The sequence below is a fragment of the Streptomyces sp. NPDC060002 genome (genome assembly GCF_042737245.1).
In the GTDB taxonomy this organism is placed as follows: domain Bacteria; phylum Actinomycetota; class Actinomycetes; order Streptomycetales; family Streptomycetaceae; genus Streptomyces.
Window position 1 is genome coordinate 19,459 of sequence record NZ_JBHWUW010000056.1, and the last position, 21,847, is coordinate 41,305.

Annotated in this window: 18 protein-coding genes and 1 pseudogene; 9 read left to right on the plus strand and 10 right to left on the minus strand. The window is 70.2% G+C overall.

What is annotated here, in order from left to right; genetic code table 11:
* The first annotated feature begins 48 nt into the window (after nucleotides 1-48).
* Nucleotides 49-285, plus strand: a complete 237-nt coding sequence (locus ACFWBD_RS34040; protein ID WP_385675477.1) for a hypothetical protein — start codon at nucleotides 49-51, stop codon at nucleotides 283-285.
* A gap of 10 nt (nucleotides 286-295) precedes the next feature.
* Here the strand turns inward: ACFWBD_RS34040 and ACFWBD_RS34045 are convergent, their stop codons facing one another.
* Both ACFWBD_RS34045 and ACFWBD_RS34050 read right to left on the minus strand, forming a co-directional pair.
* Nucleotides 296-1,108: a TauD/TfdA dioxygenase family protein gene (locus ACFWBD_RS34045; RefSeq protein ID WP_385675480.1), complete on the minus strand. Its 813-nt coding sequence runs from the start codon at nucleotides 1,106-1,108 to the stop codon at nucleotides 296-298.
* A 405-nt stretch (nucleotides 1,109-1,513) separates the two neighbouring features.
* On the minus strand, nucleotides 1,514-2,383 hold the full coding sequence (locus ACFWBD_RS34050; protein ID WP_385675482.1) for a UbiA family prenyltransferase: 870 nt from the start codon (nucleotides 2,381-2,383) through the stop codon (nucleotides 1,514-1,516).
* 157 nt (nucleotides 2,384-2,540) lie between these two features.
* Between ACFWBD_RS34050 and ACFWBD_RS34055 the strand changes: the two genes are divergently transcribed.
* From ACFWBD_RS34055 to ACFWBD_RS34065, 3 genes are read left to right on the plus strand one after another with little or no spacing between them, the layout of a single operon-like run.
* Entirely contained in the window at nucleotides 2,541-3,599 is a 1,059-nt protein-coding gene (locus ACFWBD_RS34055) for a type III polyketide synthase (protein WP_385675485.1), read from the plus strand.
* Between the two features lie 27 nt (nucleotides 3,600-3,626).
* Complete coding sequence (locus ACFWBD_RS34060; protein ID WP_385675488.1) at nucleotides 3,627-4,181, plus strand: isoprenylcysteine carboxyl methyltransferase family protein; 555 nt, start codon at nucleotides 3,627-3,629, stop codon at nucleotides 4,179-4,181.
* Nucleotides 4,178-5,191, plus strand: a complete 1,014-nt coding sequence (locus ACFWBD_RS34065) for an NAD(P)/FAD-dependent oxidoreductase (protein WP_385675491.1) — start codon at nucleotides 4,178-4,180, stop codon at nucleotides 5,189-5,191. Before ACFWBD_RS34060 ends, ACFWBD_RS34065 begins: the two co-directional genes overlap by 4 nt.
* A 389-nt stretch (nucleotides 5,192-5,580) precedes the next feature.
* Here the strand turns inward: ACFWBD_RS34065 and ACFWBD_RS34070 are convergent, their stop codons facing one another.
* The 5 genes from ACFWBD_RS34070 to ACFWBD_RS34090 are packed head-to-tail and all read right to left on the minus strand — an operon-like array spanning nucleotide 5,581 to nucleotide 9,920.
* Entirely contained in the window at nucleotides 5,581-6,450 is an 870-nt protein-coding gene (locus ACFWBD_RS34070; protein ID WP_385675494.1) for an ABC transporter permease, read from the minus strand.
* Complete coding sequence (locus ACFWBD_RS34075) at nucleotides 6,447-7,076, minus strand: ABC transporter ATP-binding protein (protein WP_385675497.1); 630 nt, start codon at nucleotides 7,074-7,076, stop codon at nucleotides 6,447-6,449. The genes ACFWBD_RS34070 and ACFWBD_RS34075 overlap by 4 nt, the downstream gene beginning before the upstream one ends.
* A 52-nt stretch (nucleotides 7,077-7,128) precedes the next feature.
* Nucleotides 7,129-8,391, minus strand: coding sequence for a cytochrome P450 (locus ACFWBD_RS34080; protein WP_385675499.1), 1,263 nt, complete (start codon nucleotides 8,389-8,391; stop codon nucleotides 7,129-7,131).
* 42 nt (nucleotides 8,392-8,433) lie between these two features.
* Nucleotides 8,434-9,660 (minus strand): beta-ketoacyl-[acyl-carrier-protein] synthase family protein, encoded by a 1,227-nt coding sequence (locus ACFWBD_RS34085; RefSeq protein WP_385675502.1) that lies wholly within the window; start codon nucleotides 9,658-9,660, stop codon nucleotides 8,434-8,436.
* On the minus strand, nucleotides 9,651-9,920 hold the full coding sequence (locus ACFWBD_RS34090; RefSeq protein WP_385675505.1) for an acyl carrier protein: 270 nt from the start codon (nucleotides 9,918-9,920) through the stop codon (nucleotides 9,651-9,653). Before ACFWBD_RS34090 ends, ACFWBD_RS34085 begins: the two co-directional genes overlap by 10 nt.
* A gap of 527 nt (nucleotides 9,921-10,447) precedes the next feature.
* On the opposite strand from ACFWBD_RS34090, the gene ACFWBD_RS34095 reads away from it, so the two are divergent.
* The 5 genes and pseudogenes from ACFWBD_RS34095 to ACFWBD_RS34115 form a co-directional block, all read left to right on the plus strand.
* Complete coding sequence (locus tag ACFWBD_RS34095; RefSeq protein ID WP_385675508.1) at nucleotides 10,448-11,395, plus strand: alpha/beta fold hydrolase; 948 nt, start codon at nucleotides 10,448-10,450, stop codon at nucleotides 11,393-11,395.
* On the plus strand, nucleotides 11,392-12,312 hold the full coding sequence (locus ACFWBD_RS34100) for an SDR family NAD(P)-dependent oxidoreductase (RefSeq protein ID WP_385675511.1): 921 nt from the start codon (nucleotides 11,392-11,394) through the stop codon (nucleotides 12,310-12,312). The genes ACFWBD_RS34095 and ACFWBD_RS34100 overlap by 4 nt, the downstream gene beginning before the upstream one ends.
* Nucleotides 12,313-12,438: 126 nt before the next feature.
* Nucleotides 12,439-13,590 (plus strand): macrolide family glycosyltransferase, encoded by a 1,152-nt coding sequence (locus ACFWBD_RS34105; protein ID WP_385675543.1) that lies wholly within the window; start codon nucleotides 12,439-12,441, stop codon nucleotides 13,588-13,590.
* A 1,132-nt stretch (nucleotides 13,591-14,722) separates the two neighbouring features.
* Nucleotides 14,723-18,475 carry a family 78 glycoside hydrolase catalytic domain gene (locus ACFWBD_RS34110; RefSeq protein WP_385675513.1) on the plus strand — a complete coding sequence of 1,251 codons (3,753 nt, stop codon included), beginning with the start codon at nucleotides 14,723-14,725 and terminating at the stop codon, nucleotides 18,473-18,475.
* A 35-nt stretch (nucleotides 18,476-18,510) separates the two neighbouring features.
* Nucleotides 18,511-18,819: pseudogene (locus tag ACFWBD_RS34115) on the plus strand (MarR family winged helix-turn-helix transcriptional regulator); the annotation flags it as partial.
* Nucleotides 18,820-18,945: 126 nt separating this feature from the next.
* Here ACFWBD_RS34115 and ACFWBD_RS34120 read toward each other — a convergent pair.
* The 3 genes from ACFWBD_RS34120 to ACFWBD_RS34130 form a co-directional block, all read right to left on the minus strand.
* The gene (locus tag ACFWBD_RS34120; RefSeq protein ID WP_385675516.1) at nucleotides 18,946-19,143 is read right to left on the minus strand and encodes a hypothetical protein; all 198 of its coding nucleotides are present in this window, start codon (nucleotides 19,141-19,143) and stop codon (nucleotides 18,946-18,948) included.
* Nucleotides 19,144-19,224: 81 nt separating this feature from the next.
* Nucleotides 19,225-19,983: a DUF4142 domain-containing protein gene (locus ACFWBD_RS34125; protein ID WP_385675518.1), complete on the minus strand. Its 759-nt coding sequence runs from the start codon at nucleotides 19,981-19,983 to the stop codon at nucleotides 19,225-19,227.
* A gap of 333 nt (nucleotides 19,984-20,316) precedes the next feature.
* Nucleotides 20,317-21,753, minus strand: coding sequence for a polysaccharide deacetylase family protein (locus tag ACFWBD_RS34130; protein WP_385675521.1), 1,437 nt, complete (start codon nucleotides 21,751-21,753; stop codon nucleotides 20,317-20,319).
* Nucleotides 21,754-21,847 lie beyond the last annotated feature (94 nt).

A 21,847-nucleotide genomic window follows, 5' to 3' on the forward strand; every position in this document is an offset into this window, starting at 1 on the left:
CGTTCCTTGTCGCTCGGGAGAAGGTGGTGGAGTGGGGGGAGATCGTGGATGCGCCGTGGGGTCGCGGTGGAATGCGGTGGGTCGGACGACCTTGCTCAGGAAGTCCTGGGCCCGCTCGTGCTGGGGCTTGTCGAGAGCCTCGGAAGGCGGGCCCTGTTCGACGATCTCGCCGCCTCGTCGAAGACGACCCGGTCGACGGTCTCGTGGGCGCAGCCGATCTCGCCGGTGACGACAGCCAGAGTGGTACGGATGGGCTCCAAGTCCCCGATGAAGGCGATGACTTGATCGACCCTGGTCAGGCCGCGGGGTGCCGCACCGGCTCCACTCCGATCACCTTGCGGTAGGCGCGGGCGCCGTCGCCGTAGTCGTCCACGGCGTAGTGCCATGTCGCCCGGTTGTCCCAGAGCACGAAGTCGCCCGGGTTCCAGCCGAAGCGGATCGTGTAGTCGGGCGACGACGCGTGCCGCAGCAGATGGTCGAGCAGCACCTTCCCCTCCGACGCGGTGACGCCGGTCAGGCCGATCGCCGAGGTGCTGATGAACAGCCCCTTCCGGCCCGTCTCGGGGTGCTCGAGAACGACCGGATGTTCGACGGTCTCCCCGACGGCGGTCCGCTTGCTGCCCTGCGCGTAGTTCTCCGCGTCGCCGTCGTAGAGCGCGCCGACCGACTCGAGCAACACCTTGAACGGCTCGGACAGGTCGTCGTACGCCGCCTGGAGATCGGCCCAGAGCGTGTGCCCGCCCAACTCGGGCACCACCTCGTACGTCAGCGACTCGATCGCGAAGACGGGCTGCCGCCACAGACCGCCGATGTGCCAGGTACTGGCCTTGCCCGTCTTCCGAACGTTGTACGGGTAGACCAACGGATGGGTGGAGTCCTTCACTGCGGTCGGGTGATCGAACGGTTCCGCGAAGGCCCGTACCGCCTCGACGTGCTGAGCGGGACTCAGGTGCTGGTCACGGAAGACCAGCACCTTGTGCTCGCGGAACGCCCGGCGCAGTTCCTCGGCGGTTCGGTCGTCGACGCCTGCCTTCAGGTCGACGCCGGTCACCTCCGCACCGAAACGCGGTCCCGCCCGTCGGATCTCGTAGCTCGCGACAGTGCTCATGACTCTCCCTCGGTGTGCTGCCGTTACGGGGATCTCACGCTGGGGTCGCCTCCTGCCGGACAGGTGAAGGCGACGTCAGACGCGGCGACACCTGGACGCGTCGACGCGCGCCAGATCCACGTACAACCTGCGGTACAGCAGCACTGGGATGCTCACCCGCCATGTCTACCAGGCAAGCCCGAGACGGATCATTGCAGGTGCATGAATCTTCCGGACGGCGTCAGGGGCCGCTCACCGCCGCAAGCGTCTGTGGGGCTCGCACAAAGCACGGTGGGGTGGGCGCGGCTGTGTCGTCTGGTGTCCGCCGCGCGTGTAAGGGCGCAGGGAGCCGGCCGACGCCATCGCGCTCGTGCGTCCCCCCGCCCGCGGCGAGGGGACGGAGTATGCCTGTGCGAGGCCGTACGGTCAGGCGATTCCGGTGCCTCGCAGCAGCAGCAAGGCCACGTCCACCGCCGCCACGGCGACCGCCGCCCCGAACGCCGCCCGCTCCCAGCGGCGTCCCAGCACCGTCCCCGCCACCGCGACCAGGCCGGCCACCGCCAGCGCCGCCATTCCCCATCTGCCGGGTGGTCCGGCGGGCCCCAGCGCCAGAACCGCGGACGCCGTCACCAGCGGCACCGGCAGCAGCAGCCGCGCGCCCTGCGGGCCCAGTCGGTGCGGCCATCCCCGTACACCCGTCGCCAGATCCCCGCGGATGTCCGGCAGCACATCGCCCAGATGGGCGCCGACCCCCAGCAACGCCCCGGCGGTGACGACCCACCAGGCCGGCCACGGTTGCCCCGGCAGCCCCAGCGCCACGAACGCCGGAAGCACGGCGAAACCCACCGCGTACGGCACCCACGACCACGCTGTCGCCTTGAGCCACAGGTCGTACGCCCACGCCGCGGCCACCCCGGCCAGGTGAACGGCACCGGCCCACAAGCCACAGGCGAACGAGAGGGGCACGCACAGCGCCAGCGCGGCCACCGCGGCCACCCACACCTCCGTCACACCGACCGTGCCGTCGACGACGGGTTTGCCACGGCGGCCGGCGGCGATGTCCCGGCGCGCGTCGAACGCGTCGTTGCACCAGCCCACGGACAGCTGCCCGGCCAGGACGGCGGCAGCGGCCAGAACACACCGCGCGGCACCCTGGCCGGCGATCACGGCCAGCGCGGCCATCAAGGTGGTGACCGCCACGACGGGCCCGGGATGGCACGCCCCGGCCAGGCCGGTCACCCGGCCGGCCCAACTCGCTGCCGGGCCGCGGGTCGTCGACTGCTCGGGAGTGCCCACCCGGCCGATCGTAGGCGCCCGGGCGCAGCCCCGCCGGTGCACCGCGCCCCCGGGCGGACGGCCGGACGGCCGGACGGGCGATCCATGGTGTCGAAGTCGCGGGCCGGGGAACATGTGGAGAGCGACTCAACCCAGTCGGTAACGGGACGGGAACCATATGACGCGGATCGCCGCCGTTCACGGTGCCCTCGCACCGCACCGTCACACCCAGTCCGAGATCACCGACATGGTGGCCAGCACCTGCCTGCCCGAGGGCGCCGACCGCCGAGTCCTGGACCGGCTGCACCGCAGTGCGAAGGTCGGCTCGCGCCATATGACGTTGCCGCTCGAACGGTACGGGGAACTGGACGGATTCGGCTCCTCCAACGACGTCTTCATCGCCGCCGCCACCGACCTGGGCGCCAGGGCCGTCCGAGACGCACTGCACGCGGCTCGTCTGTCCGCAGCCGACGTGGACCTGCTGATCTTCACCTCCGTCACCGGCATCGCCACCCCCTCGATCGACGCACGTCTGGCCGGCCGCCTCGGAATGCGGCCGGATGTCAAACGGCTGCCCCTGTTCGGCCTGGGCTGCGCCGGCGGCGCATCCGGTCTGGCCCGTATGCACGACTACCTGCTCGGCCGCCCCGGCCACGTGGCGGTACTGCTGTCGGTCGAACTGTGCTCGCTCACCTTCCAGCGCGACGACGCCTCCATGGCGAACCTGGTCGCCACCGGGCTGTTCGGCGACGGCGCTGCCGCGGTCGTCGCGTGCGGCGCGGACCGCCCGGCCGACACCGACGGCCCGATGATCGTGGACACCCGCAGCCACCTGTACCCGGACACCGGGCGCGTCATGGGCTGGGACATCAGGAACTCGGGCTTCCAGGTCGTCCTCGACCCGCAGGTCCCCGATGTGGTGCGCCGTTACCTGGGCGATGACGTCGAGGGGTTCCTCGGCGACCACGGCCTCAAGCCGAAGGACGTGACCGCCTGGGTGTGCCACCCCGGCGGCCCCAAGGTCCTCCAGGCCGTCACCGAGACCCTCGACCTTCCCGACGCCGCCCTTGATATGACCTGGCGTCATCTGGCCGACGTCGGCAACCTGTCCTCGTCGTCGGTGCTTCACGTGCTGCGCGACACCCTGGCCGAGCGCCGCCCGCCGCCGGGCACCCCGGGTGTGCTGCTGGCGATGGGGCCCGGCTTCGCATGCGAACTCGTCCTGCTGCGCTGGTAGTTCGGACCGACGAGAGACACAGGACACATGATCTGGTACGGACTGCTGGTGGCCGCCGTCGCCGCCGAGCGCGTCGCCGAACTCGTCGTCGCCCGCCGCAACGAACAGTGGAGCGCCGCCCGCGGCGCGACCGTGACCGGGCAGGGCCACTATCCGGCGATGGTCGCCCTCCACACCGGCCTGCTGATCGCCTGCCCGGCCGAGGTCTGGCTGGCCGACCGCCCCTTCGTACCCGCCCTGGCCTGGCCGATGCTGGCCGTGCTGGCGGGCGCCCAGGCACTGCGGTGGTGGTGCATCCACACCCTGGGCCCCCGTTGGAACACCCGGGTGATCGTCGTACCCGGCCTGCCGCTGGTGACGGGCGGCCCTTACCGGTGGCGGTGGCTGCGGCATCCGAACTACGTGGCCGTCGTCGCCGAGGGCGCGGCCCTGCCACTCGTCCACACCGCCTGGGTCACCGCGGCCGTGTTCACGGTACTCAACGCCGCCCTGCTCACGGTGCGCATCCGCTGCGAGAACCGGGCGCTGGCCGCCGTGACCGCCTCGGCCATGGCCGCTCCGAGCACGACCGCTCCGGCGTGATCGACGTCCTGGTGGCCGGCGGCGGACCGGCCGGCCTGGCCGCCGCCATCCACGCCGCGCTCGCCGGCCTGGAGGCCGTCGTCGTCGAACCCCGCACCTCACCCGTGGACAAGGCGTGCGGAGAAGGCGTCATGCCCGGCGGTGTCGCCGCACTGCGAACACTGGGCGTCGAGGTCACCGGCCGCGAACTGCGAGGCATCCGCTACGTGGACGGCGCCACCCGCGCCGATGCGTCCTTCCGTGGCGGCAACGGGCTGGGAATCCGCCGTACAGCCCTGCACTCCGCACTCCACCAGCGCGCTCTCGGCCTGGGTGTGCGCATGCTGCCGGGCAAGGTAGGCGAGGTGCGCCAGAGCACGGACACGGTCACCGCCGCGGGAATCACGGCCCGTTGGCTGATCGCCGCCGACGGTCTGCACTCCCCGGTGCGTCGCGGCCTGGGGCTGGACCTGCCGGGCCGCCCCCACGGCCGCTACGGACTGCGCCGGCACTACCGCGCCGAGCCGTGGACGGACTTCGTGGAGGTCCACTGGTCCAAGCACGGCGAGGCCTATGTGACACCGGTCGACGACGACCTCGTGGGCGTCGCGATCCTCAGCCGCAACCGTTGCGGATACGACGGACACCTGGCCGCCTTCCCGACCCTCGCCGCGTCACTGCGCGGCCCGGCCGCGACGGAGGTACGCGGCGCCGGACCACTGCGGCAGCGGGTACGGCGCAGAACCGCCGGCCGTGTCCTGCTCGTCGGCGACGCCGCCGGCTACCTGGACGCCCTCACCGGCGAGGGCATCGCCCTCGCGCTGGCGACGGCCGGGGCCGCCGTCCGCTGCCTGACCGACGGCCGGCCGGCCGAGTACGAGCGTGCTTGGGTGCGGCTGACCCGACGACACCGGCTGCTGACCGGGGCTTTGCTGGCCGCGAGCCGCCGTCCCAGCACCGCCCGCCTCGTCGTCCCCGCGGCGTCCCGGATGCCTCCGCTGTTCTCAGCCGCGGTCCACGCCCTGCAATAGCGGCCCGGCCCTTTCGCATACAAACGCCAGGCCACATTCTGACCCGTCGTCGGTCACGACGAGTCGGTGATCGCCCCCAGGCGGGAGCGGCACAGTTCGACGTCGACTTCGGTGGCGTCGGGATCCAGCGCGTTCCACACCAGTTCGGCGACTGCCATGATCTGAGACTCCCTCCTGGGACGCGACCGGGTGACCGTACCGACGGCGCGGGGCCGCGCTGGGGTCCGTGTAGGTACGACACCGAAGGCCGCTTGCGGGGTGTCGCCACCGGCGGGCAGCGTTGCGGGTGCGACTGGGTGAGGCATGGCGGGCTCGGCCGATGACCGTTTGGACGATCAGGAGAACGCCCAGGTCGGCTGTAGGGCCCGAGCGGTGGCCGAAGCGCAGTTCTACACCGTTCGGTTGATGGACTCTGTCGCGACGACGCTGCTGCCTGCTGCGGACACCTCCATGCCCGTGTGAGCGAGCCGAGCATGGCGGCCTGCCGGTGGGAGGGCGGTGCGGGTGCGCCGGTGGAAGGTGAGCAGGGCCAGTAGGGCGATCGCGGCGAACCAGAGGGCTTGCAGGCCGAGGTATGCGGGGGTGGGGGTGGTGGAGAAGGCGCTGGCGGTGGCGGTCTGGATGGCGCCGTGGGAGGGCAGGAACTGGACGAAGGATCGGTCCGCGCTTGAGCTGCGGGCGGGGTGTTGCAGGGTGATGTCGACGATGCTGGTCATCGCGATGGCGAACATGCCCTCGACCTCGCGGCGCAGGACGGATCCGAAGACGACGCCGAGGGCCCCGTAGGTCATCGCGCTGCTGAAAAGTGCGGCCGCGAGCTGGAGAGGCTGCTGGGGCGACCACGTGGCCCGGATGACGGCCGTGGCGTACGCAGCGACGAGAGCTGAGGCCAGGGTGAGGGTGGCGGCTTTCGCAAGGACGAGGTGGGGCCGGGGATAGCCGGCCAGAGCGAGGCGTTTGTCGAAGCGCCCGCCGGTGAAGGTGGCGGCGAACATCATGAACCCCGTGATCAAGGAGACGGCGTTCAGTGCCCCGGTGACTTGGGTCGTCCGGTTGCCGGCAGGGGCAAGGAGCTGTCCGGTGGCGTTCAGGTGGAAGGGGACGGCGGTCTCGGGGACGAAGAAGTATGCCAGGATTGTCCAAATAGGGACGAAGGCCACGATCAGGAGCATGGCGAACCTGTTGCGGGAGTGCTCGATCAGGTTGTACCGGAAGGCAGCGGTGAACCAGACCAGGTGCCCTCCGGAGCTGCCCCTCATACCGCTGCTCCTTCCCCTGTGTGCGCGTGGGCGCTGTCGTCGGCGTGGAGGCGGCCGGCCTCCAGGCGGTAGAGGACGTCGAGGCGTTCGGAGTCGTAGGCCAGGTGGGAGACCACGAGTACGGAGCGGCCCGAGTCGCGCAGTTGGGCGGCGAGGGCCCAGAAGCGCTGGTAGGTGTCCCAGTCGAAGCCCTGGTAGGGCTCGTCGAGCAACAGCACCTGCGGATCGTGCATGAGGGCGAGCGTGAGGTTCAGTTTCTGGCGGGTGCCGCCGCTGAGGACCCCGGTGCGGGTGTCTGCGTAGTCGGTGAACCGCAGTGCCGCCATGACTTCCTCGGCGCGCTGCGTGTCTGCGAGTCCGTAGGCTGCTTTGAAGAACTCCAGGTGCTGTCGGACCGTGAGCGCGTCGTTGAGGACCACGTCCTGGGGGCAGTACCCGAACCGGCCGTCGTGGGCCACGACGCCATGATCGGGCCGGAGTTCACCGGAGAGGATCTTCAGGAGGGTCGACTTCCCCGTGCCGTTCTCCCCGACGATGCCGGCCAGCACACCACCGGGAAGGTCCAGGTCGATGCCGCAGAGCACAGCACGTCGGCGGTAGGCGTGGTGCAAGCCTCTGACCTGCATGACATTTGTTCCTTCTCTGGTCGGCGTACAGCGGCGTCGGAGTGGTCGGCGATCAGAGGGTGCCGTTCGGGCGGCGGGTCACGGGAAGTGTCAGGAAGGTCCGCAGATTGATTCCGGGCGCCCGGGTGGCTGGTCCGGCGGTGCGCAAGGTGGGGAAGCGGCGCAGGAGCTCGGGCAGGAACTCGGCGGCGTTCAGGCGGGCGAGGGGTGCGCCCAGGCAGTAGTGGGTCCCGGCGCCGAAGGCGAGGCTGCGTTGCGGGGGGCGCTGGAAGTCGAGGATGTGAGGGTCCTCGAAGTGCGAGGGGTCCCGGTTGGCGGCGGCGATGAAGGCGTGGACGAGGGTGCCGGCAGGAACGGGTGTGCCCGCCAGCGTGGTGTCCTGGGTCGGGACACGGACGGCGTTTTGCACGGACGGGTCCCACCGGGTGAGTTCTTCGATGGCCTGGTGCACGGCTTCCGGGTGGGCAGCCAGCCACAGCGCCTGGCCGGGGTGGTTCTCGAAAGCCTGCACGGCGGTGGCGAACAAGGACGAGGTGGTCTCCACACCGGCGCCGGCGAGAAAGACGATGTGCGCGGCCAACTCCTCACGCGAGACCTGCCCGGTGCCTGAGCGTTCGTGGCTGAGGCATTGGGACATCAGGTCGGTGCCGGGGTTGCGTGCGCGTTCATCGAGGAGGGCCATGACGTAGGCGTGGAATTCGACGGCCGCCGCGTCGGCGGCTTCGGTCTGGGCGGGGGTGGCGAAGGGTTCGGTCAGTGCCGCGGTTTCGAGGCTGTAGCGGGCGATGAGGGCCCGGTCCTCGGTGGGCATGCCGAGGATGTCGCACATGACGGCTACGGGCAGCGCGCGGGCTACCGTGTCGATGAAGTCGGCCTGGCCGTGCTGGGTGAGCTCGGTGTCCAGGCGGTCGAGGTGGACGCGCACGAGGCTGCGGACGGCAGGACGTAGACGTTCCAGTGCGGCAGGGGTGAAGGGGCCGGACTGCATTCGCCGGAGCCGGCCGTGCAGCGGGGGGTTGAGGCGCGGGAGGGTGTTGAGGATCTGTGCGCTCGGCCCGTCGGAGTGGAGGCCGCGCGCGGCGCGCCACATGTGATCGGGTACATGCCAGATCCGGTGGGTGAGGATCTGGAGGCATTCGGTGTAGCCGGTGACCAGGAGCGCGTGCGGGCCGAGACTCACCACGGGCCCGGCGTTGCGGATCTCCTCGAAGAGGGGGAAAGGGTCCTGGCGGCCTGGGCGGGACTGGAGCCGGCGGATGACGCCACGCGGTGCGGGCGGTGCGGCCGGGGTAGCGGTGGCGGTGGCGGTGTCCATGGGCTGCGCGCTCCTGTTGCGGGGGTGCCCGGCTGTGGTGGTCTATGCGGCGCAGAAGGCCAGGACGACGTTGTGGCCGCCGAATCCGAAGGAGTTCGACAGCGCGGCCCGTACCGGTTGGTGTGCGGCGGACTTGGTCACGAGGTTCAGGTCGATGCCCGGGGTGGGGTCTTGGAGGTTGGCCGTGGGCGGGACCGTGGCCTGCTGGATCGCGAGGACCGCCAGTGCCGCCTCCACGGCGCCGGCCGCACCGAGGAGGTGCCCCAGCACCCCCTTGGTGGAGGTGACCAGCGGACCGTGCGGCAGCACTTGGCGGATGACGAGTGCCTCGACCTGGTCGTTCAGCACGGTCGAGGTGCCATGGGCGTTGACGTGGTCGATGTCCACCGCGGCTAGATCAGCGTGGCGCAGCGCCGCGTGCAGGGCCTGCGACGCGCCACGGCCCTCAGGATGCGGGGCGGTGGGGTGGTGGGCCTCGGAGGCGGACCCGCAGCCGGCCAGGAGCGCCCGGGGGCGGTGACCCCGGGCCGCGGCATGGTCGGCCCGTTCCAGCACCAGGGCTGCCGCGCCTTCGGCCATGACGAAGCCGTCGCGTTCGGCGTCGAACGGCCGGGAGGCCGCCGTCGGGTCCTCGCATCGCTGTGACAGCGTCCCCAGGTTCGCGAAGGCCGCCACCGTCAACGGCGTGTTCGCCGCCTCCGTGCCGCCGGTGACGACGATGTCGCACTGCCCGGAGACGAGGAGGTCGCGGGCCGTCGCGATGGCCGTCGCCCCCGACGCGCAGGCCGTGGACACCACCATGCCCGGCCCTCGCGCCCCCAAGGCCAAGGCGATCTCACCCGCGGCCGAGTTCGGCGTCATCATGGGGATCATCAACGGAGAGACGCTTTCCGGTCCCTGCCGCAGAAATCGGCCGTGCTGTCTCTCCCAGGTGGCGACACCTCCCATACCGCATCCGATCACCACGCCCACCCGGGGAGCGTCCCAGTCGGCCGCGGACAGAGCGGCGTCCGCCAGCGCCTCGTGCGCGGCTGCCAGCATGAACTGGACGAACCGGTCCAGCCGGTAGAGGTTCCGCCGGCCCACCACGCTGGAGTCGAACTCACCGACGGACGCGCAGAAGTCGACAGGCATGCCCGCCAGTCCGGGGTGGGAGGCAGCCACCGTGGAGCCGCCCTCGCACACCCGGCGCCACGTCGCGTCCACGCACGACCCGGCGGGGGTGACCATCCCCAGGCCGGAAACCGCGATCTGCCCCGTCACTGGCATACCGCAGCCGCGGGTGCCTTCTGGGCGTCGATCCTGCCGGCGATCATCGCGGCCAGCTCGCCCAGCGTCGAGCCCTTGGCCACGTCCTGACCGGTGACCTTCACCCCGAAGCGTTCCTGCACGATGGCGGCAAGCTCGGCTACGGCCAGGGAGTCCAACTCCATGTCGGCCAAGGTGGCATCGGCCCGGATGGTTTCCGGCTCGACCTGGAACGTCTCGTCCAGAATGCCGACCAGGGTGTCGTACACCGTGCCTGCCATGTTCCGCCTTCCACCTGGTGCCGGCATGAGAGCCGATACACGCGATCGCGATGTGGTCATCACGCCACAGAAACCACCAAAACGGCCAGATAGACACGGGTGGGTTTCGCGCGCACGGCGCTCCCGCCGTGGCGTCGGCACTGGTGATGCGGCTGCGATCGCGACGAGGTGAACGTCTGCCCGCTCCGTCGGCTTCCTGCGCCTCCCAGCCGACTCGCGCCGCGGACTGCCGCCGCACGCGGTCGCTGTCGTGCGAGCGACGGCCAGGTGGAGCGCGAGGTGGTCACACGGCTGGTGACGCTCGTCTTCAAAGCGACTCACCCATCCGAATGACCACAAAGCATGCGCAAGCACGCCACCTGGTACAAAGATGCTGTGCCGACCGGCCCCGGCGCTGACGGGTGTCCTCTTCCTCGGCGGCAGGGCAGCGCCGTAGCCGCCTTCACACGGCGTCGGCTTTCCCTTTCCCGGACCTTCCCGGAGACCGCCGACCCCACACGTACGGCCGCAGGAGGAGCAGAACACCCATGGAGCTACCCGACATCACCACCCGGACGATCCGCACGCGCGGGCTGATCTTCGAGGCCGAGACCCACAAGAGCCCCTCGCCACGCACCTCTCCCGTCCTCGCCATCCGCGCGGGTGGCGAAGGCGAGTCCACCATTCGCCCTCAGCGCAGGGCGCTGCTGCCGGTGGCCGACGTCATCGGCGTACGCATCACTGGGGTGTCCCGCCCCGGGGACCTGCCCCCGGACTGCACTCTGAACGACATCGGGGACGGCCTCGCCGTACTCCTGGACGAACTGGGCCTGCCACGCGTGAACATCCTGGGAACCTCTCACGCGGGAGAGATCGCCTACCGTTTCGCGGTCCGCCACCCCGACCGCACCGATCACGTCGTCCTCACAGGAGCCAATGGGCATCCCCCCGAGCTTCCGGCCGGCTCCACCCCCGCCAGCATCGCGGCCCGGGTGAGAGTCTCCCGGCACGACGTGGCCGAAGAGGTCATCGCCCGTGTGCTGTGTATGGACCCCGAGCGGCCCGTACGCGGACGCACCACCTTGCGGTGGGTCCTCAACGACCTCTTCCACGGCGCGGAGGACGACCACATCAACCAGTGGACCGGCTGTATCCAAATGCTGTGCGCCGCCCCTCCTGTCACCGGAGTGCCGGCCCCCCTCCTCGTCGTCACCGGCGAACACGACATCGCCATCCGCCCCGGCGACAGCCGGACCCTGGCTGCCATGTCGTCCCAGGCGGTGTTCGCCACCATCCACGAGGCCGACCACTGGGTCGTCCTCACCCACATCCGCGAACACCTCGACCTGACCCGCCGATTCCTCCTCGACGAACCCCTGGAAGACCTGCCGTACCTCGCTGAACTCGAACGCTTCCCACGGCAGGACGTGGCCGGACCTCAGGCCGTGGCACCTGCGCAAGCCTTGGCGGGACCCTCGCACGAGCAGTCGAATTGAAAATCCTGAAAGGCCGCGTTGCGGTCGTCACCGGCGGGGCGAGCGGCATCGGACTGGCACTGGCCACCAGGTTCCTGTCCGAAGGTATGCGCGTGGTCGTCGCGGACATCGACGATGGCGCTCTGGAGCGCGCCGAGATCTCACTCGCGCAGCTCGGCGAAGTCCTGTCCGTCCACACGAACGTGGCATCCGCCGCCTCGGTCGAGGCGCTACGGGACACAGCGGTCGACCGATTCGGCGCGGTGCACGTCCTGTGCAACAACGCAGGCGTGGGCGGACTGCAGCGATTCGCCCACACGACCCTGCGCACCTGGGAGTGGACCCTGGGCGTCAACCTGCACGGCGTCGTCTTCGGGTGCAGCACCTTCCTGCCGGTGCTGGCAGCCCAGGAAGAGGCGCACATCGTCAACACCGCGTCCATGGCCGGCTTCCTCACTTCTCCCTACCTGGGTCCGTACTGTGCCTCGAAAGCCGCCGTGGTCGCCCTGTCGGAGTCCATGGCCGCCGAATTCGCCACGGAGTTCCCGCACATCGGTGTCTCGGTGCTGTGTCCCGCCTATACCGCAACCAACATCCGCTACGACGAGCGCAACGCCCCCACAGGCCACATGATCCGCTCCCACACCGATCCCGACCTCGACGAACTGCGGCAGGAGAGCTACCGCAACCTCGAAGCCGGTATCTCCGCGGTCGAGGTCGCCGATCTGGTCGTCCGTGGCATGGCCGAGCGCCGAACGCACTTGTTTCCCCAGCCCCTGTGGGTCGGGTGTTTCGAGCAGCGCGCCGCCGGCATCGCCGCACACCTCGGCAGGGCGAGCCGCGACCGGAGGCCGGGTCGGCCTCCGGCCGGAAGCGATCCGACCACCGCCGACAAGGCACCCGCCCAAGCCGTCGCAGTGCCCTCTTCCACCGCGTAGTCCGCCGAGATTCTTCGATCACCCGAACCCGTAGGAGGAACCATGTCATCCCCATCCCTATCCTCATCCCCATCCGCGTCCACTGGCGCACCGAAGCCTTCGCCCGTCAGCAGAGGCGTCCGGCACATCGCCGTCTTCAATGCGCCACGGCACGGACACGTCAATCCGACGTTGGCTGTCGTGGCGGAACTGGTCGCCCGAGGCCACCGTGTCAGCTATGCGATCACCGAGGATTTCGCGCCCCAGGTGAAAGCGGCGGGCGCGGACATCGTCACGTACCGCGTGTCCCACACCGCCCTCGAAGCCGCGGAGGACCTGGCGGCCGGAGCGACCCAGGCGATGCAGCAGAACCTGCGCGCCCTGCCCGAGCTGATGGCGGCCTTCGCGGACGACACTCCTGACCTGGTCCTCTACGACCTGGCCGCCGCCGGAGGGAGGCTGCTCGCCGCACACTGGAAGGTTCCCGCCATCCAGCTCGCCCCCACCCACCTGCCTTACGAGGGCATCCTGCCCGAGCTGTACGGGGTGCCGGACCTGAGCTGCATCCCCGGGGTCGACATCCTGAGGATGGTGCTCCCGGCCCGCGGAGTACACGAGCCGCTGGAGGAACTGCTCTTCGCTCCTCGCCAAGCCATCGCGTTCTTTCCTCGCGCCTTCCAGCGCAAACCGGACACCGTCACCGCCGGATCCGTCACGTACGCAGGGCCGGCCCTGGGGGATCGCTCGTACCAAGGCAACTGGGAGCCCCCGCAGGACGGGCGCCCGGTCCTGTTCGTTTCGCTCGGCAGTCAGTTCACCTGTCGCCCCGAGTTCTACCGAGCGTGCATCGAAGCGTTCTCCGACACCGGCACACACGTCGTCATGAGCATCGGACACAGCGTCGACCCCGCCGATCTCGGACCCGTACCGAAGACGATGGAGATGCACACCAGGGTGCCCCAGCTCGACGTGCTCCCCCACGCGGCGGCGTTCGTCACGCACGGTGGAATGGGCAGCGTCATGGAAGCACTCGCCCACGGAGTTCCGCTCGTCGTCGTCCCCCAGATGACGGAGCAGCAGGCCAACGCGCACCAGGTCGAGCAGCTCTCCCTCGGCGTACACCTGCCCCGGGAACAGGCCACACCCCAGGCACTACGCGACGCGGTCCAGCGCGTCACCACCGCCCCAGAGATCGCCCGAGGCGTCGCCGTGCTGCGCCAGGAGATCCACGAGGCCGGCGGAGCCGTCGCCGCGGCGGACGCCATCGAGCGGGCTTTCACCCTCGAACCTCCGCGCTGAGCGGTGCCGCGGAACCGGCGTCCGGTTCCTGGCACAACAGCGCTTCGCCGACGGGTTCGGGACAAGCAGCCGGGCACGCGAGGCACTGAGGGCCGGAGGCCGGTGGTTCTGCTTCCCGTGCCGCGTACCGTGGCCGACTCGGCCACCGTCCTACCGCGTCGTGCCGCGCCCTCGGGACTCGCTGGACGAGGCCGTGCGCCGCTGGCCTGTACGCGGAGAAGCTCGCCGAACAAGGCCGCGGCGCAGACAGAGGCGCGGACCAAGGCGGCCGGTACCGTCAGCGCCTTCGACGTCGGCTCGGCCCACCGGGAGGGCGTCCCGCGCGGGCTGCTCGCCGAGGAGTTGCGCGTCCAGCGTCTCGAGGAGATCGGCGAGCAGCGCACCGAGGAGGAGGCGACCACGTCTTCGCCGAGGAACCGGCCGCCCCTGGAGGGGCCGGGCGTCGACGCGTACGGCAAAAGCAGAATCCTCGCCGAGCGAGCGGCCAACGATTCCTCATTGCGCGTGGGGAGCCTGCCCTGCCATCGCGATGAAGAGATCGGCGCCGTCCTGCGCGAGCCTTTCGGTGACGCGGCACAATGCGTCCCGACCCGCTCCATCCCGAAGGTGGTCGTCCGGTTCGCCGCCCATTTCAAGCCAGAGTTCAAACCCTCCTCGCCGCTCGCCCGACCGCGCCGGCAGGCGCCCCTCTTCGGCCCCCTCGCCCCCTCGGCCCTTCGGCCCCCTCGCCCCTTCGGCCCCCTCGCCCCTTCGGCCCCCTCGCCCCTTCGGCCCCCTCGCCCCTTCGGCCCCCTCGCCCCTTCGGCCCCCTCGCCCTTTCGGGTCCCTCGGCTCCTTCAGTCTCTGCTATGCCCTGGTATCCGACCGGACCCACGACGCGCTGTCACCAAATGAGGCACACAACGCCGGGGAACCATGTGACGCATCTATTGACGGCACCCGTCAACTCTCGTAGTTTTCCAGCGTCTTGACAGTTTGAAACGTTTCAACTCCACTGCGCGCTTGTCCATGCCGCCCCGGACCCCCGCTCGTCCACCCGCCAAAGGCTGCGCCCGGACCGGGAGTCGCCGTCCGAGTCCACCGCTCAGCCCGGCCGTCCTGCTTCGCCCGACCCGCGTGAAGGAGTACTCCGTTGGCCAGTCAGACCACTCCCCCCACCCCCGACTCCCCCATGCCGCACGAGCAGCCCCCGCTCAGTCGACGCAACTTCCTCGGCACGGCGTCGGCTCTGGCAGCGGGCGCCCTCGCGACGGGAGCCGTCGGCACGCTCGCCGGCAGCGCGCAGGCGGCCACCGGCACACCACACGCCGATCCCGTCGGGCTGACCCCGGCCCACTGGATCTGGTATCCGGAAGGGGATCCGGGCACCGAGGCCCCCACCGGACACCGCTACTTCCGTACGACGTTCACCGTCGCAAAGGGCGAGGTGACCGACGCACAGCTCGTCGTCACCGGCGACGACACCGTCGACGTATGGCTCAACGGGAAGCCTCTGGCCGGCTCTCCCAGAGCCGCCCGCTCCTGGCGCAACGCCCTGTACGTGGACCTGCGGTCTGCTGTGACCACGGGTGCCAACACCATCGCGCTGGCGAGCCGGAACCAGGGCGGCGGCGCCGGGGTCATCGGACGGCTACGCGTCCTGACCACCGGGGGCACGACCGAGGTCGTCACCGACGGTCGCTGGGCCGCGGGCAAGGCCGTGTCGGCGGGATGGGAACAGCCCGGCTCCAGTGTCGAAGGCTGGCCGACCGCCCGCGATCTCGGCGCCTACGGAACAGCCCCTTGGTACAACCAGGTCGGCGCCCCCGATCTCACGGCCCCGTCGCCGCTCACCGTGGCCACCTGCACCGTGGAGCGCCTCGCCGCCCCGCTGGGCGTGGACGCGGTGCATCCGCGCTTCGGCTGGGTCCTCGACTCGACGGAGCAGCAGCAGCGCCAGGGCGGCTACCGGATCCAGGTCTCGTCCACGGCGCGCGGCTCCGGCGACCTGTGGGACACCGGCCACGTCGCTTCCGACCGGCAGATCGACATCGCCTACGCGGGCAAGCCCCTGAAGAGCCTGACCCGCTGCTTCTGGCGGGTGCGTGTCTGGGACGTCCAGGGCCGGGCATCCTCGTGGAGCAAGCCGCAGTGGTTCGAGACCGGGCTGCTGGCGGCCGCGGACGAGTGGTCCGCCGCGTTCATCGGGCGGCCGCCCGGCCCGGATCTGTCGGGGGCCACCTGGATCTGGTATCCGGAGGGCGATCCCGCGTCCGGAGTACCCGCCGCGACCCGCTTCTTCCGGCGCACCTTCGGCCTGGCGAGCGCCCCCGCCGCAGCGACCCTGATCGTCACCGGGGACGACACCGCGGATGTCTGGGTCAACGGAACCCCGGTCAGCACCTCACGACGAGTGACCGATTCATGGAAGAGCGCAGCACTGGTCGATGTCACCGCGCACCTTCGCAGCGGCGACAACACGATCGCGGTCGCGAGCCGGAACACGAGCCCGTCCCCGGCCGGGCTGATCGCCAAACTCACGGTTCCCGGCGGCCCGACCGTGGTCACCGACGGATCGTGGAAAACACACCAGGACGCGCCGTCGGGGTGGGAGAGTTCGGCATACGACGACGGGGACTGGCCCGCTTCACGCGCGGTCGCCCCGTACGGTGGCGGCCCATGGGGGTCGAACGTACGGGTCGTCGGGCCGGCCCCGCTCCTGCGCAAGAGCTTCACCGTGCGCGGGCGAGTCGCCTCGGCACGGCTGCTGACCACCGCACTCGGTCTGCACGAGACGCGGCTCAACGGTGCGAAGGTCGGCGACGATGTGCTGGCCCCCGGATGGACCGACTACACCAAGCGCGTGCAGTACAAGGTGTTCGACGTCACCGCGCACATCCGGCGGGGAGCCAACGCGCTCGGGGCCTGGCTCGGCAACGGCTGGTACTCCGGCAGTCTGGGCTTCGCCGGAAGCCGGCGTTACGGCACCCAGCCGTTCTACGCGGCACAACTGCTGATCACCTTCACCGACGGATCCACTCAGCTGGTGAGGACGGACGGCAGTTGGAAGACCGGCACGGGCGCCATCACGTCGGACGATCTGTACCACGGCGAAACCTACGATGCGCGTCTGCACGCCGAGGGCTGGGACTCGGCCGGCTTCGACGACAGCGGCTGGGCCACCGCCGTCGTCCACGAGGGGCCCACTCCCCCGCTGGTGGCGCAGGTCGACAACGGTGTCACCGTCCAACACGAGTTTCGCTCCGTGTCGCTCACCCAGCCGCAGCCGGGGGTGTGGATCTTCGACATGGGGCAGAACTTCACCGGGTGGAACCGCATCGCCGTCCGCGGCGCCGCCGGCACCACAGTCACCGTCCGGCACGGCGAGGTCCTCAACCCCGACGGCACGCTCTACACCACGAACCTGCGCGCCGCCCAGGCCACCGACGTCTTCACCCTCGCCGGCACCGGGAGCATCGAGACATACGAGCCCAGGTTCACCGTCCACGGCTACCGTTACGTCGAACTCAGCGGGTTGCCGTCCGATTTCCGGCCCGGCGACACCACCGTCACCGGTCGCGCGGTGTGGACGAACGCCGGGCAGCCGGGCACGTTCAGCACCTCGGACGCGCTGATCAACAAGCTCCAGCACAACATCGTCTGGGGAGAGCGCGGCAACATGCTCTCGATCCCGACCGACTGCCCGCAGCGGGACGAACGTCTGGGCTGGACCGGCGACATCGCCGCCTTCTGCGCGACATCCGCCTTCAACCTGAACACGCACACCCTCCTCGCCAAGTTCGTCGACGACATGGCGGACGCCCAGCAGGCCAACGGCGCCTTCACCGACGTCGCGCCCGCGGTCATCGGCGGTTCCGGCACGGCCGGATGGGGTGACGCGGGAACGATCATTCCTTACACGCTGTGGCAGCGCTTCGGCGATCTCACCGTCGTCGAACGGCACTTCACGGCCATGGCCAAGTGGGTCGACTACCTGCACAACACCTCCGGCAGCGACCTGATACGCAATCAGCAGACCTTCGGCGACTGGCTCAACGTCAACGACGACACGGCCCAGGACCTCATCTGCACGGCCTACTTCGCCTGGTCGGCCCGCCTGGTGTCGCGTATGGCGGCCGCCACCGGCCGCAGCGCGGAAGCCACCGCCTACGGACAGCTCGCCGACCAGGTGGCAGCGGCCTTCCGCGCCCGCTTCGTGACGGACGAGGGCACCGTCCGCGGCGACACCCAAACCGGATATGTGCTGGCACTGGCCTTCGAGTTGCTGCCCGCCGCCCTGGCCCGGCCGGCCGCGGACAAGCTCGCCGCGAGGGTCGCGGCGACGGACGGACACCTCAGCGTCGGCTTCCTCGGCGTGGAGAACCTTCTTCCCGTGCTGGCCGACCACGGCCATGTCGAGACCGCTTACCGGATACTGCTGCAACGCGGCTTCCCCGGCTGGGGCTACATGATCGACCACGGCGCCACCACGATCTGGGAGCGCTGGGACGGCATCCGTGCCGACGGCTCGTTCAACGACCCGGGCATGAACTCCTTCAACCACTACGGTCTCGGCTCGGTCGGCGACTTCCTCTACCGCCAGGTCGGCGGACTCAGCCCCTCGAGCCCCGGTTACGCATCCCTGCGCATCGCGCCTCGGCCGGGCGGCGGCCTGACCTCCGCCGTCAGCACTTACGCCACCCCCTACGGCAGCGCGGCGAGCAGCTGGTCGGTCTCCAGCGGTCAGCTGAGACTGCGCGTCACCGTGCCCGTCAACACCTTCGCCGCCGTCACCGTGCCCACCCCACGCCCGGAGTCGGTCGTCGCCCCGTCCCAAGCAGTCCCGACGGGCCCGGCGAGCTACCACCTGCCCGCCGGGAGCTACACCTTCACCGCGGCTGCCTGACCATCGCCGAGCACACGCGGGGACGGAGGATCCCCGGTGCGCTCGACCGCAACGGCGCCATGACCACCAGTGACCTCGCCGCCGATCAGCGGGTACGCCCCCAGTCGATGGCCCGAGCGGTGGGGCTGCTCATGGAACAGGACCTGATCACGCGCCGGGCGCACCCCACGGACGGACGCAAGTCGCTGGTCGAGCTGTCGGAGGCGGGCCGGGCCGCGCTCGAGGCGGAGCGCGGCCGCAGGGCCGGTTGGCTCGCGCAGGCCATCGAGGCGGAACTCACGGATGAGGAGCGGTCGTTGCTGGCACGGAGCGCCGCCCTGCTGGAGCGGCTCGCCACACGCTAGTGCCCGGACAGGCAACGTCCGCCCGTCGCGACCCCCACCGCGACGCCCGGGACGCGCCCCCAAGCTCTCGGCTTCGCTCGAGCTACAGAACTCGAGCTACAGAGCCGAACACGGCGGCATGCCCTGTCACGGGTCCGTCGGCGACAACAGTGCGCAACAGCGCCACCGGATCGGACCGAACCCTGGCCCAGTGCTGGTCGAAGTGGTCACGGTGTAGTGGTACTTCGTGGTCATGGCCGCCATCTGCTGCAGTTCGGGGTCCGTCAACTGCTCCCAGAAGACCGGCAGGTCGCTGCCCTGGAGTTCGCGCAGGGATATCTCCATGGCTTCGGTGTCATCCTCCGCGAGATCGCTGACGAAGTGATCGACTCAGCCTGGGGCCGGCTCGCTGTTGCGCGACACGCTTCAGCTCCCGTTGGCGGCCGGGCCGTTCATGGCCGGGCCCAGGTCCACCGGGGTGGACGTGGCGTTCGGCGGCGGGGGAAGAACGACCAGCGGCTGACCGGCGGGCGGGACCGGCGGGGTCATGTCCGACTTGGGCAGCTTCGGCGGGGTGGTCTGGGTGAACAGCGTGGTGTCGAAGTCGACCAGACCGGTCTGCTCCATCACCGTGATGTGGTCCAGGACGGTGTCGTTGGCCTGGTCGGCCAGCGCGCGCACCAGCGTGTTCTTCGTCGTCGAGCGGACCTTCGCCACCGTGTTGAAGATCGAACCGTGCGTCATGCGCAGGATGTTGGCGAAGTCGACGTCGAACTGCTTGCCCTGGTCCGCCTTGAGGGTGTTGACGAAACCTTCCTGCTGCGGACTGGCGATGTTGGGCAGAGTCACGTTCAGCAGCGGCGCGATCTTGCGGCAGGTCTCGTCCAGCGCCGCGTGCCCGTCGACCAGGTGCTGGCTGGCGGTGAGAACCCCCTTGCTCTGCCCCTTCTGCAGCCCGATCAGCCCCACCGGGTGCTCCCACAGACCGGCCGCGCGCACCGCCACGACGAAGGCGCGGTCGCCTTCCGTGAACGGCCCCCACTGGGTGTTGGCGATGATCCGGTCGCCCGAAGCCGACACGGTGTCAAGTCCGAGCATCGACGGGTAGGCCAGCGCGCCGAGTGTCAGGGCCAGTGCGCCCCCTACGACAACAGTGCCCAGCATGTTCCGCGAAAGTTGCACCATTCCTCCTGCCCGTCAGGAAACCCGCTGCCCTGCCATCACCCGTTTGGGGCGGACGAAGGGAATTACGCGCGGTGTGGCGTTCAGGCTCACCGGAATCGGCAGAAGCTTCATGGGCGGCGCACAGGAAGAGCAAATACAGGCACATAAGGGACTCATCCGGATCCGGGAGGACATCCAACCCTTCGGCCGTCACCGCTTCCAGCGCGCTGAGCATCCCCGTCCAGTACGTCGGCGGCAGCGCCGACAGCATCGCCGGTGTCGCCGCCAACCAGCAGACGCCAAGCCGTCCACCACCCAACTGCGCGCCATCGTCTTACGGGGAGCGCGCCGCGCTCAGAGGGTGGCGCGCAGGTGGCTGACGGTGACGAAGCGGTAGCCGCGGGCGGTCAGCGTGCGCAGGATCTGCGGGACCGCGGCGACCGAGGTGGGGTGGATGTCGTGCATCAGGACGACGTCGTTGCGCTTGGCCTTGTCTATGACGGTCTGGGCGACCTTGGCGGCGTCGCGGTACTTCCAGTCCTCCGTGTCCACGTCCCACAGCACGGGAGAGAGCGTGGTCGCGGCCTTGACCTGTGCGTTGACCGCGCCGTAGGGCGGGCGGAAGAGGGTGGGGGCCTTGCCGGTGGCGGCCTTGACGGCGGCGCTGGTGCGGTTGAGCTGGGAGGCGACCTGCTCCGGAGTGAGCTTGGTGAGGTCGGGGTGGTTCCAGGAGTGGTTGCCGACCTCGTGTCCGGCGCGGGCCTCGGCGCGGACCAGGTCGGGGTGGGCGGCGACGTTCTGGCCGACGGTGAAGAAGGTGGCGCGCGCCTTGTACTGCGCCAGGTAGCTCAGCAGGGTTGCGGTCTCCGGTGCCGCCGGTCCGTCGTCGAAGGTCAGCGCGAGGCAGGTGACCTTCTTGCAGTCGGTGTCGTCGTCGCCGGAGGCGGTGTGGGTGGGGACGGCCGGCTCGGGGACGTCGGTCGCACCCAGGTGGAGCGAACCGCTGGGCTGCACGGTCTGCCGCTGGACGCGCTGTCCGAACGCGGACAGCCAGGGTGTGATCGTCTCCTTGAACAGGGCCACCGTGTACGCCCCGGCGGCCGGGACGCCTACGTCGCCGCGGTCGAAGGTCACCCGCAGTCCACCGTCGGCCGTGAAGGCCATGTCGTCCAGGACGGCGGCGCGGGAGGCCGGGGCGGAGAGCGGGTCATCGAGGGAGGCCGCGTCGACGCCTTCGCGCCCCTTGAGCTGCTCCTTCAAGGCGGCGACGAAGGCATCACGGGAGCCGTCGGCGACGAGTTCGAGGGCGGTGCGGGAGGCGCCGGCCTTGCCGTCGTACCAGTAGGTCCTGGCCGACAGCCCGGATCCCACGCTGCTGCCGTCCTGAGTGGTGAGACGCACGCCCAGGACATCGCCCGAGGCGACCAGGAGCCGGTGGCTGATGTTGAGCTCCCCGCCCTCCGCGCTGTTGCCGTCCTCGCACATCCGCGAGCGGAAGCCGGCCAGGCGCTCCTCCACGTCCTTCTTCATCGCGGCCGTCATCGCCTCCGCACCCGGCACGTCCGGGTAGCTCGTCGCGAAGCGGCAGGAGCTCTGCTCGCTGCTGTCGCTGACGATCTTCAGCCCCTTGATCTTCGACGGATCGACGCTGCGGACAGGTGAGGAGGCGGAGCCTGGCCGATCACCGCCGGGTGCCGAAACCGCGGAGCCGGCCGATCCGGACGAGCAGGCCGCCGTGAGGGAGACGGCGCCGAGCAGCAGAAGCGAGGGGAACAGGGTGCGAGTGCGCATGAGACCAGAACCTGACTGAGGGGAAGGTGCGGACGCCGCCGACGGGACGCCGCAGTCGTTCTGGTTATGGATCGTCCAGGTCAGCGGCGTTTTT

Bases quoted from the DNA above. Each gene is read 5' to 3' on its own strand.
- ACFWBD_RS34040 (WP_385675477.1), top strand. From the start codon at position 49: ATGCGCCGTGGGGTCGCGGTGGAATGCGGTGGGTCGGACGACCTTGCT.
- ACFWBD_RS34045 (WP_385675480.1), bottom strand. From the start codon at position 1,108: ATGAGCACTGTCGCGAGCTACGAGATCCGACGGGCGGGACCGCGTTTC.
- ACFWBD_RS34055 (WP_385675485.1), top strand. From the start codon at position 2,541: ATGACGCGGATCGCCGCCGTTCACGGTGCCCTCGCACCGCACCGTCAC.
- ACFWBD_RS34060 (WP_385675488.1), top strand. From the start codon at position 3,627: ATGATCTGGTACGGACTGCTGGTGGCCGCCGTCGCCGCCGAGCGCGTC.
- ACFWBD_RS34070 (WP_385675494.1), bottom strand. From the start codon at position 6,450: ATGAGGGGCAGCTCCGGAGGGCACCTGGTCTGGTTCACCGCTGCCTTC.
- ACFWBD_RS34075 (WP_385675497.1), bottom strand. From the start codon at position 7,076: ATGCAGGTCAGAGGCTTGCACCACGCCTACCGCCGACGTGCTGTGCTC.
- ACFWBD_RS34080 (WP_385675499.1), bottom strand. From the start codon at position 8,391: ATGGACACCGCCACCGCCACCGCTACCCCGGCCGCACCGCCCGCACCG.
- ACFWBD_RS34085 (WP_385675502.1), bottom strand. From the start codon at position 9,660: ATGCCAGTGACGGGGCAGATCGCGGTTTCCGGCCTGGGGATGGTCACC.
- ACFWBD_RS34090 (WP_385675505.1), bottom strand. From the start codon at position 9,920: ATGGCAGGCACGGTGTACGACACCCTGGTCGGCATTCTGGACGAGACG.
- ACFWBD_RS34095 (WP_385675508.1), top strand. From the start codon at position 10,448: ATGGAGCTACCCGACATCACCACCCGGACGATCCGCACGCGCGGGCTG.
- ACFWBD_RS34120 (WP_385675516.1), bottom strand. From the start codon at position 19,143: ATGGAGATATCCCTGCGCGAACTCCAGGGCAGCGACCTGCCGGTCTTC.
- ACFWBD_RS34125 (WP_385675518.1), bottom strand. From the start codon at position 19,983: ATGGTGCAACTTTCGCGGAACATGCTGGGCACTGTTGTCGTAGGGGGC.
- ACFWBD_RS34130 (WP_385675521.1), bottom strand. From the start codon at position 21,753: ATGCGCACTCGCACCCTGTTCCCCTCGCTTCTGCTGCTCGGCGCCGTC.